Here is a 1115-nt window from a genome sequence, read left to right as displayed (position 1 = left end):
GTACGGGTCGTACCCGCGCGGTCCGGCGTCGCGCGCGGTCGACACGAGCCGCTGCTCGACGGCGGCGGGTGACAGGGTCGGGGTGCCGGCGAGGACCAGGGCGGCCGCTCCGCTCACGAGCGGCGCCGCGAACGAGCTGCCCCAGCCCCACTGGTACGAGCCGCCCGGACGCGGTCCGACCACCAGCGTGCCCGGGGCGGCGACGGACACCGTGTCCCCCCACGACGACCAGCCGGTGAGCGCGCCCGCGTCGTTCGTGGCCGACACCGACAGGAGCCCGTCGACGTCCGGTGCGTAGGCGGCGGGGTACTGCGGCACCTCGTCGCGCTCGTTGCCCGCGGCTGCGACCACGACCACGCCTGCGGCCACCGCCGACCGGATCGCGTCGAGCAGCACGGCCGACGGCTCGGGCGCGCCGAACGACAGGTTGACGACGTCGGCGCCGTGCGCGACCGCCCAGGCGATGCCGGCCGCGGTGCGCGAGTCCGTCGTGGTGAGGAGCGTGTCGAGCACCCGGACGGGCAGGATCGACGCCTCGTACGCGACGCCGACACCGCCCTTGCCGTTGTCCCCGGTCGCGGCGATGCTCCCGGCGACGAGCGTGCCGTGGCCCTTCGGGTCGGCCGGGTCGTCGTCGCCGTCGACCAGGTCCGTGCCCGGGAGCATCTGCGCGACGAGGTCCTCGTGCGTCGTGTCGACGCCGGAGTCGAGCACCGCGACGACGACGCCCTCGCCGGTGCTCGCCTCCCAGGCACGCGGCAGGCGGATCGCCTCGAGCGAGCCGCTCAGGTCGCGCAGCAGCGGGTCGTCGGTGCGGCCGAACGCGTGCCGGACGTGGTCGACCTCGACCGCCGCGACGTGCGGGTCGGCGGCGAGGCGTGCGGCGACGACCTCGGCGTCCTCGTCACCGACCGGGACCGCGACGTACCGGGTGCCTGGCACGGGCACCCCGGTACCGGTCGCACCCGCGGCCGACAGCGACGACCCCTGGGCGGATCGCGTCGCGGACGGAGCGAACCGGACGAGGACCTGGTCGGGCTCGACGTGGGTCGGCGCCGGGTGCGCGTAGGCGGGGAGGTCGGCGTGGCCGCCGGGGTCCGCGCCCGGTCCGCTCG

The 1115-nt window shown here is 76.9% G+C and carries 1 protein-coding gene; it reads right to left on the bottom strand.

Annotation, left to right across the window (positions count from 1 at the left end):
* On the bottom strand, positions 1-942 hold a 942-nt coding region (locus HGA02_RS20010; RefSeq protein ID WP_168681181.1), incomplete at its 3' end, for a S8 family serine peptidase.
* Positions 943-1115 lie beyond the last annotated feature (173 nt).

The organism is Cellulomonas septica (assembly GCF_012396155.1).
In the GTDB taxonomy this organism is placed as follows: Bacteria; Actinomycetota; Actinomycetes; order Actinomycetales; family Cellulomonadaceae; genus Cellulomonas; species Cellulomonas septica.
The sequence above is the reverse complement of the archived record's forward strand: the minus strand, read 5'-3'. Positions and strand labels throughout refer to the sequence as shown.